The organism is Streptomyces sp. NPDC049577 (assembly GCF_040675635.1).
Taxonomy (GTDB): domain Bacteria; phylum Actinomycetota; class Actinomycetes; order Streptomycetales; family Streptomycetaceae; genus Streptomyces.
The window spans coordinates 1-9,534 of the sequence record NZ_JBFAPH010000241.1; the positions used below are offsets into that span (position 1 = coordinate 1).

At 74.5% G+C, this 9,534-nt stretch carries 3 protein-coding genes and 1 pseudogene; 3 read left to right on the forward strand and 1 reads right to left on the reverse strand.

The features are described 5' to 3' along the window. Both AB0K09_RS23640 and AB0K09_RS23645 read left to right on the forward strand, forming a co-directional pair. Positions 1-323: pseudogene (locus tag AB0K09_RS23640) on the forward strand (ribulose-phosphate 3-epimerase); the annotation flags it as partial. A 159-nt stretch (positions 324-482) separates the two neighbouring features. Then, positions 483-1,472: a sugar-binding domain-containing protein gene (locus AB0K09_RS23645; protein ID WP_366067372.1), complete on the forward strand. Its 990-nt coding sequence runs from the start codon at positions 483-485 to the stop codon at positions 1,470-1,472. A gap of 14 nt (positions 1,473-1,486) precedes the next feature. On the opposite strand, the gene AB0K09_RS23650 is transcribed toward AB0K09_RS23645, so the two are convergent. Next, entirely contained in the window at positions 1,487-2,656 is a 1,170-nt protein-coding gene (locus tag AB0K09_RS23650; protein WP_366067373.1) for a tryptophan dimethylallyltransferase family protein, read from the reverse strand. A 456-nt stretch (positions 2,657-3,112) separates the two neighbouring features. Here AB0K09_RS23650 and AB0K09_RS23655 point away from each other — a divergent pair. After that, positions 3,113-9,534 (forward strand): amino acid adenylation domain-containing protein (locus tag AB0K09_RS23655; protein WP_366067374.1); only part of this gene is annotated, 6,422 nt, incomplete at its 3' end.

The following is a 9,534-nucleotide window of genomic DNA, read 5'->3' on the forward strand; positions in this document are numbered from 1 at the left end:
ACGAGGACCTGCTGCCCGAGCTCGACATGCTGCTGATCATGACCGTGGAGCCCGGCTTCGGCGGGCAGGCGTTCCTGGACATCATGCTGCCGAAGATCCGCCGCACCCGGGAGCTGATCTCCCGGCACGGTCTTCAGCTGTGGCTGCAGGTCGACGGCGGTGTCTCGGCCGAGACCATCGAGCGCTGCGCCGAGGCCGGCGCGGACGTCTTCGTGGCCGGTTCCGCCGTTTACGGTACGGACGACCCGGCGGCGACCGTACGCTCCCTGCGCGCGCAGGCGGAGAAGGCCATCGCGGGTGCACCCTGGGCATGCGCCCACTGAGCGCCCGGCGCCGCTCGCCCGAATTGCTGAGGGCGGAGGCCGGGGCGTGATCAAGGACCGCGGCATCTGACAGGATGACGTCGAGTCCAACAGCTTGACCACAAGCGTGAACACAGTAGTGAGGAGACCGCGGTGTCGACGGGCCGTTCAGCCACGCCTATGGGGCCCGCCGAGCTGGTGCAGGCGGCGGCGATGGCCCGCCGCTTCTACCTCGAGGGCAAGTCGAAGATCCAGATCGCCGAGGAGTTCGGCGTGAGCCGCTTCAAGGTCGCCCGGGTGCTGGAGACGGCGCTCGAGCGCGATCTGGTGCGGATCGAGATCCGGGTGCCGGCGGAGCTGGACGCGGAGCGTTCGGACGCGCTGCGTGCCCGCTACGGCCTGCGGCACGCGGTCGTCGTGGAGTCACCGGCCGACGCGGCCGACGACGCGCCCGACCCCGAGAACCTCGGCGAGGTGGCAGCTGACCTGCTCGGCGAGCTGGTCCACGAGGGGGACGTCCTCGGTCTCGCCTGGGGCCGCTCCACCATCCACATGGCGGCCGCGCTGCACCGGCTGCCGCCCTGCACCGTCGTCCAGCTGACCGGCGTGTACGACGCGGGCACCGCCGAGCGCGGCTCGGTGGAGGCCGTGCGGCGCGCCGCCCAGGTCTCCGGGGGCGAGGCGCACCCCATCTACGCGCCGATGCTGCTGCCCGACTCCGCGACGGCCGCTGCGCTGCGCGGCCAGACGGGCATCGCGCGGGCCTTCGACTACTTCGACAAGGTCACCGTCGCGGCCGTCTCCATCGGCTCCTGGGCCCCGGGCATCTCGACCGTCTACGACATGCTGACCGACGAGGAGCGCGCCCATTACGCCTCCCTCGGCGCGGCGGCGGAGATGTCGGCGCACCTCTTCGACGCCGAGGGCCGGCGCATCGGGCGCGACCTGGGCGAGCGCTGCATCACCGTCGAGGCCGACCGGCTGCGCCGGATCCCGGAGGTCGTGGCCATCGCGGGCGGTCAGCGCAAGGCGGCGGCCATCGGCGCGGTCCTGCGGTCCGGGCTGGTCACCAGCCTGGTCACGGACACCGCGGCGGCCGATCACCTGCTGCACGAGACCGGTCCGGGCCCCCGGCCGGCCCTGGACCGGGTGGACCCGGACGGGTCCTAGGGACTGTCCGGCGGTCAGGCCGGGCGGTACGCGCCCGGCGCGAGGTAGACGGAGAACCGGGGGTCGTCCCCGCCCCGGTAGGAGATGAAGTTCTGGGTCACCGACTCGCTCAGCGGCCGGTCGGCGACGGCCTCCAGGACGCGGGCGTAGGAGGTGGGGTCCAGCCCCTCCGTACGCAGGAAGGCCGCCACCCGGTCGCGCGCCGCGGCGTCGTCGTCGTGGACCGGAATGATGGGGATGTATGCGGCCGCGCTCGGGGCGTCGTGCTCGGAGTCGAGGGTGAAGCAGGTCACCGGGGGCTTGCGCTGCCACGCGGCGGCGTCGTGGGGCCCGTTGATCTGTGACAGCGCCCGGGCGAAGGTGCCCGGGACCCAGTCCCGCGCGACGGCCGCCATGCCGTCGATGTCCTCGGCGGACACACCGCTGTGCGCCACGTACACCTGGACCCGGAACTCGTCCGTGTCCACGAGGTCCAGCGCGACGGCGACGGGCTCGTGCGCCGGGTCGTCGACACCGTCCAGATGGCCGGCCAGCGCGCGCCACGGGCGCTCCAGCCCCAGCCGTGCCATGGCCTCCTCCGTCGCCGCGGCGGCCTGCTCCCGGCCCCGGACGGCCGGGTTGAGGAAGACCTTGTAGGCGGGGGGACGCCCCGGCAGCCAGGCCATCGCGTGGGCGACGGAGAAGAAACCCTGCGGCGCGTCGTCCGTGAAGAGGTCCTCGACCCGCAGGCAGCGGTCGATCGAGACCCCGGGGCGACCGGCCAGCCGGCGGGTGAGCGCCATGCTGTCCTCCATGCGGGAGCGGGGCGTTCCGCTGCCCGGGCACTCCAGGGACAGCCGGACCCCGGGCTTGTCGCCGGCCCAGGCGATCGACAACTCGAAGGGCATCCCGTCGATGGACACCCAGCACGAGTGCTCGGGGGGCGTTCCGACGGGGAGGCCGGCCCAGGGGGCGCACACCTCCCGGACGAGAGCCAGGATCGACTCCCGGCTCTCACCGGTCAGACCGAGGCTCGTGTGCGCCCGCCACACCTTGTCGGCGGCGACGTCCGCGTAGCTGTCGGTGGGCCGGTAGCGGGGGGAGTCGAAGCGCAGCGCGCGTCCGACCATCTCGGGCACGACTCCGGACTCCGGGGTGAAAGCGCTGGTCGGGGCCGCCTCGGGGGTGTCGGTACCGAGATCCATGGCGTTCAAGAAGTCTCCTCGCGATATCTCGCCGGCGCTCGGCGCGCACGGCAAACTCCCCCTGGTCAGAGGGAGGTTGACCGCACTGCAACAGGGCGAACCGTCCGTGGGCAAGGACGCGGGCGCGCGTTCCGGCCAATGTCGGGCCGCCGCCGCATGTCCGAACATCACGTCCTTGGACGGCGGCCGGGCGGAATGCGCCTTCCGGATCGCGTGGTCACACCACCGAACCTGCGGGTGATCTACGCATTACTGGCGGTTACACGTGTGCTCGGAGGGGCGGCTGGGCAAGTCGGCCGGAAACGCCTGCTTCGCGATCACTTTCGCAACTTCGGTGTCGTCCGATCGACGGTCGCTGTCGCAGATTGGGCAAGTCTCCCCAAGTGGATCTGCACACGAGGTGCACGTCCCCGGCTTCCGCTCACCACCCCCTCCGTGTAAGGGAGTTGTCGAAGCATGCCCGCACAGCACCACTCCGGTCCGCCCAGGCACGACGGGCGAACCCCCGCCCTCGCCACCGGCCGCCCGCACCCGTCCGCCGGCCGGGACGGCGAGGACGCGACCTCGCACCCACCGACGCTCGCGGAGGCCTTCGCACGCCAGGTCGCGCGGACGCCCGGGGCGATCGCGCTGGTGTGCGGCGGCACCGCTTGGACCTACCGGGAGCTCGACGCCCGCGCCGAGCGCCTCGCGGGAGTGCTGGCCGGACACGGCGTGGGCCCCGAGAGCGCCGTCGCGGTGCTGCTGGAGCGGTCGGCCGAGCTGGTGGTGTCCCTGCTCGCGGTGGTCAAGGCCGGGGGCTTCTACGTGCCGCTGGACTCCCGGCACCCCTCGTCGCGGCTGGAGTGGATCCTGGGCGAGACCGGCGCCCGCGTGGTGCTGACCGACGATCCGCCGCGCGTCTCCGAACTCGCCGTCGGGGTCCGGGTGATCGACGTCGCCGCCCCCGCGGCCCCGGCCGCATCAGGCCGGGACGCCTCGGGCCCGGACGTTCCCGAAGGCGACGCGGACGCGCGGCAGTTGGCCTACGTGATGTTCACCTCCGGTTCCACGGGCACGCCCAAGGGCGTCGCAGTGACGCAGGAGAACGTGGTGGGCCTGGCCGCGGACCCGGTCTGGCGCGGCGGCGCGCACGAGCGGGTCCTGCTGCACTCGCCGCACGCCTTCGACGCGTCCACCTACGAGCTGTGGGTGCCGCTGCTCTCCGGGGGCCGGGTCGTGGTCGCCCCCGCGGGCGAGCTGGACGCCCCGGGGATCGCGGCGGCGGTCGCGGACGCCGGGATCACCGGCCTGTGGGTGACGGCCGGGCTCTTCGCGGTCCTCGCCGAGGAGGATCCCCGGTGCTTCCGGGGCGTGCGCGAGGTGTGGACCGGAGGGGACGCGGTCTCCCCGGAAGCCGTGCGCCGGGTGCTGCGCGAGTGCCCCGGGACCACGGTCGTCGACGGGTACGGGCCGACGGAGACCACCACGTTCGCGACCTGCCACGCGGTGACCGGCCCCGGTGATCCGGGCGCGGTGGTGCCCATCGGCACGGCGATGGCCGGGATGCGCACCGAGGTCCTCGACGTGTCCCTGCGGCCGGTGCCGCCGGGCGGGACGGGAGAGCTCTACCTCGGCGGCACCGGCCTGGCCCGTGGCTACTGGAAGCGCCCCGGTCTGACGGCGGAACGATTCGTCGCCGACCCGTCGGGGCCGCCCGGGGCCCGTCTGTTCCGCACCGGCGACCTGGTGCGCCACCGCCCGGACGGGCTCCTGGAGTTCCTCGGCCGCAGCGACGACCAGGTCAAGATCCGCGGTTTCCGCGTCGAGCCCAGCGAGACGGAGGCGGTCCTGGCCGCCCATCCCGGCGTCGCCCAGGCCGCGGTCGTGGCACGGGAGGACCGCCCCGGGCAGAAGCAGCTCGTCGGCTACGTCGTTCCGGCCGCCGACTGGTCCCCGGACCCCGGCGGCCGCGGCGAGCAGGAGCAGGACGAGCAGGTGGGGGAGTGGCGGCAGATCTACGACTCGCTCTACAGCCAGGCCGCCTCCGTCCGGTTCGGCGAGAACTTCTCCGGCTGGAACAGCAGCTACGACGGCCGGCCGATCCCCCTGGAACAGATGCGGGAGTGGCGGGACGCCACCGTCGAGCGGATCCGGGAGCTGCGCCCCCGCCGGGTCCTGGAGATCGGCGTGGGCACCGGCCTGCTGATGTCCCGGCTGGCCCCGGAGTGCGAGGCCTACTGGGGAACGGACTTCTCCGGCCCGGTCATCGAGGCGTTGCGCGGCCTGGTGGCCCAGGACCCCTCGATCGCCGGCCGGGTGGAGCTCAGGACCCAGGCCGCCGATGTCGCCGACGGCCTGCCCACCGGATTCTTCGACACGGTGGTCGTCAACTCGGTCACGCAGTACTTCCCGGACGTGCACTACCTGGCGGACGTCCTGCGCACGGCGGTCGGCCTGCTCGTCCCCGGCGGGGCCGTCTTCATCGGGGACGTGCGCAACCTGCGGCTGCTGCGCTGCTTCCACGCCGACGTCCAGCTGCGCCGTCCGGACCTGTCCACCGATCCCGAGGCCGTCCGCGGGGCGGTCCGGCACGGCGTGATCCGGGAGAAGGAACTGCTGGTCGATCCCGCCTTCTTCACCGAGCTCGCCGGCACGGTCACCGGCATCGGCCGCGTCGACGTCCGGGTCAAGCGGGGACGCCACGTCAACGAACTGACGCGCTACCGCTACGACGCCGTCCTGCACAAGACACACGGGGAACCCACGGCACGGCAGCCGCACGGCGTCCCGCAACGGGAGCTGCGCTGGGGCGTGGACGTGACCGGTCCGGAGTCGCTCGCCGCCCGCCTCACCGGGGAACCGCCCGCCGTCTGGCGGGTGACCGGCGTGCCCGATGCCCGGACCGCACCGGTGCTCGCCGCCCTGCGGGCCCTGGAGGAGCACGGCGAGATACGCCCCCCGGACGACGGCGAGGACCGCGCCCCCGCCCTGGAGTCGTTCCACCAACTGGGCGACCGCCTGGGGTTGCGGACCGCCGCCATCTGGTCGGACACCGACGAGGGCGCCCTGGACATCGTGCTGGCCCCCGAAGCTCCCGGAGCGGCCGGAGCCCCCGGAGCCCCCGGAGCACCGGGCGCGCCCGGTATCGTCCCCGCCCCCACGGGCGTGCCGCTCACCTCGCTGGCCAACACCCCCACGGCGGCCCGCGACACCGGCGCGCTCATCGCCTCCGTCCGCTCCCACCTCGGCGACCGCCTGCCCGCCTATCTGCTGCCCGCCGCGACCGTCGTGCTGGACGCGCTGCCCCTGACGCCCAACGGGAAGGTGGACCGCCGCCGCCTGCCGGCGCCCGGCACGGGCTCGGTCGCGGACGGCCGCGCCCCCCGCGACCCCCTCGAAGAGCTGCTGTGCGGCCTGTACGCGGACATCCTGGTGGTGCCCGGCGTCACGATCGACGACAGTTTCTTCGCCCTCGGCGGGCATTCGCTGGCGGCCACCCGGCTCTGCTCCCGGCTGCGGTCCGTGCTCGGCCTGGAGCTCCCGGTCCGCGCCGTCTTCGAGACGCCGACCGTGGCCGGCCTGGCGGAGGCGGTCCGCAAGGCGGCCGCCGGGGACCGGCCCGCGCTGGTCCCCGCCGCCCGGCCGGCGGAGATCCCGCTCTCCTTCGCCCAGCGCCGCCTGTGGTTCCTGCACCGCCTCCAGGGCGCGAGCGCCGCCTACAACGTCCCCCTGGTCCTGACCCTGACCGGCGACCTGGACCACGAGGCGCTGCGGGCCGCGCTGGGCGAGGTGGTGGCCCGCCACGAGAGCCTGCGCACCGTCTTCCCCGAGACGGCCGGCGTCCCCCGGCAGCACGTCCTGGACCGGGAGGCCGCGATCCCGCCCCTGGTCGTCACCCCGGTCACCGAGGAGGCGCTGGAGCCGGCCGTGGCGGCCGCCGTCCGCCGCCCCTTCGACCTCCGGACGGAGATCCCCGTGCGGGCCGAGCTGTTCGCGCCGGCCCCCGACCGGCACGTCCTGGCGCTCGTGGTCCATCACATCGCCTGCGACGGCTGGTCGCTGGCCCCGCTGTGGCGGGACCTCGCCACCGCCTACGCCGCGCACCGCACCGGCGACGGGCCCGGCCTCGACCCGCTGCCCGTCCAGTACGCCGACTACACGCTGTGGCAGCGGGAACTGCTGGGGGACGAGAGTGATCCCGCCGGCCGGTCCGCGCGCCAGCTCGCGTACTGGACCGGCGCGCTGGCCGGTCTGCCCGAATGCACCGAGCTGCCCGCCGACCGGCCCCGCCCGCAGGCCGCCTCGCAGCGCGGCGACACCCTGCACTTCACGGTGGACGCGGACCTGCACGGGCGGATCGCCGAACTGGCCGGGAAGTGCGGCGCCAGCCCGTTCATGGTGCTGCACGCGGCCCTCGCGGCCCTGCTGACCAGGCTGGGCGCGGGCACCGACATCGCCATCGGCACCCCCGTGGCCGGTCGCACCGACCACGCCCTCGACGGGCTCGTCGGCTTCTTCGTCAACACCCTCGTCCTGCGCACGGACACCTCCGGCAACCCCTCCTTCCGCGACCTGCTGGCCCGCGTCCGGGAGACCGACCTGGCCGCCTACGCGCACCAGGACGTGCCCTTCGAGCGGCTGGTGGAGACCCTCGCGCCCGCGCGCGGCCTCGCCCACCACCCGCTGTTCCAGGTGCTGCTCGCGCTCCAGAACGCCCCGCAGGCCAGGCCGGCGCTCCCGGGCCTCGACGTCGCCGACCTGGACGTGAGCACCGGCGCCTGCCGCTTCGACCTCTCCATCAGCCTGCGCGAACGGCACGGCGCGGACCGCAGCCCGCAGGGCATGGACGCCGTCGCCGAGTACAGCACCGACCTGTTCGACCGGGAGACCGTGCGGAACCTGACGGAACGGCTGCTGCGCCTGCTCGACGCGGTGACCGCCGACCCCGGCCGGCGCCTGAACACGGTCGACCTCCTCGTCCCGGGCGAGCGCGCCGAGCTGCTGGCCCGCAGCGGCGACAGCCACGACGACGTCCCCGACCTGCCGCTGCCGGACCTGTTCGAGGCCCAGGTGGCCAGGACACCCGCCGCGACCGCGCTCGTCTTCGACGACGGCGCCGGAGACGTACGGACGCTGTCCTACCGGGAGCTCAACGCCCGCGCCAACCAGCTGGCCCGGCATCTGATCGACCACGGCGCCGGACCGGAGGGCATCGTGGCGATCGCCCTGCCGCGCTCCGTCGAGTCCGTCGTCGCCACCCTCGCCGTCCTCAAGGCGGGCGCCGCCTATCTGCCGCTGGACGCGGACTACCCGGCGGCCCGGATCGGCTTCATGCTCGACGACGCCCGCCCGGCCCTCATGCTCACCAGCGGCCGGACCCCCGAGATGCTCCCCGGGCGGGGCATTCCCCGGATCGTCCTCGACCGGGACGCCACCCGGCGCGCGATCGACCGGTGTGCCCGCACGGACGTCGCCGACGCCGAGCGGTCGCGCCCGCTGTCCTCCGCGAGCCCCGCCTACGTCATCTACACCTCCGGCTCCACCGGCCGCCCCAAGGGCGTGGTCGTCACCCACTCCGGCATCTCCGGCGTGGTCCAGGCACAGGTGCGGCGGTTCGGCGTCACCGCCGCCAGCAAGGTCCTGCAGTTCGCCTCCCACAGCTTCGACTCGGCCGTGTGGGAACTGTGCGGCGGCCTGCTGACCGGCGCGACCCTGGTGATGGCCCCGGCGGAGCAGACCGCACCCGGCCCGGCCCTCGCCGCCCTGGTCGCGCGGCACGGCGTCACCCACGCGACCCTGCCCCCGGCGGCGCTCACCGTGATGGAACCGGAGGACCTGCCCTCCCTCACCTCGATGATCGTCTCGGGGGAGGCCTCCTCCGGGGAGCTGGTCCGGCGCTGGTCCGGCGGCCGCCGCTTCATCAACGGATACGGCCCCACCGAGACCACCGTCTGCGCCACGCTCAGCTCGCCGCTCTCCGGCGGCGGCACGCCCCCGATCGGCCGCCCCACCGTCAACGCCCGCGCCTACGTCCTCGACCGCGACCTCGCCCTCGTCCCCCCGGGGGTGCCCGGGGAACTGCACGTCGCCGGAGCCGGACTGGCCCGCGGCTACCTGGGCCGCCCCGGGCTGACCGCCGACCGCTTCGTGGCCGACCCGTTCGGCGAACCGGGCGCCCGCATGTACCGCACCGGCGACACCGTGCGCTGGAACCCCGACGGCGAGCTGGAGTTCATCGGCCGCCTCGACGGGCAGGTCAAGATCCGGGGCTTCCGGGTCGAGCCCGGCGAGATCGAGGCCGTCCTCGGCAACCACCCGGGAGTCGCGCAAGCGGTCGTCGTCCCCAGGAAGGACGAGCGCGGCGGCACGTCCGTCGTCGCGTACGCCGTGCCCACCGGGGACGCCGCCGGCCTGGACGGGCTGACGCTCCGCGCCCACCTGGCGGGCCTGCTGCCCGACTACATGGTCCCGTCCGCCGTGGTGGTCCTGGACGTCCTGCCGCTCGCCCCGACGGGCAAGGTGGACCGGTCGGCCCTGCCCGCGCCGGACTACGGCGCCCTGTCGACGGGCCGTGCCCCCCGCAACCCGCGCGAACGCATCCTGTGCGAGCTGTTCGCCGAGGTCCTCGGGGTCCCGCAGGTCACGATCGACGACAGCTTCTTCGCCCTGGGCGGGCACTCGCTGCTGGTCACCCGCGTGATCAGCGGGGTGCGCCGCCGGCTGGGCGTGGAACTCCCCGTCCGCACCCTCTTCGAACGGCAGACGGTGGCGGCGCTGCTGGAGGCCGTCGACGAACCGCGGGCACCGGGCACGCCGGAGCCGCTCGGGGCCGACCTCGCGGCGGACGCCGTGCTCGACCCTGCGATCACCGTCACCCGCGGCCGCGCCGCGCGGCC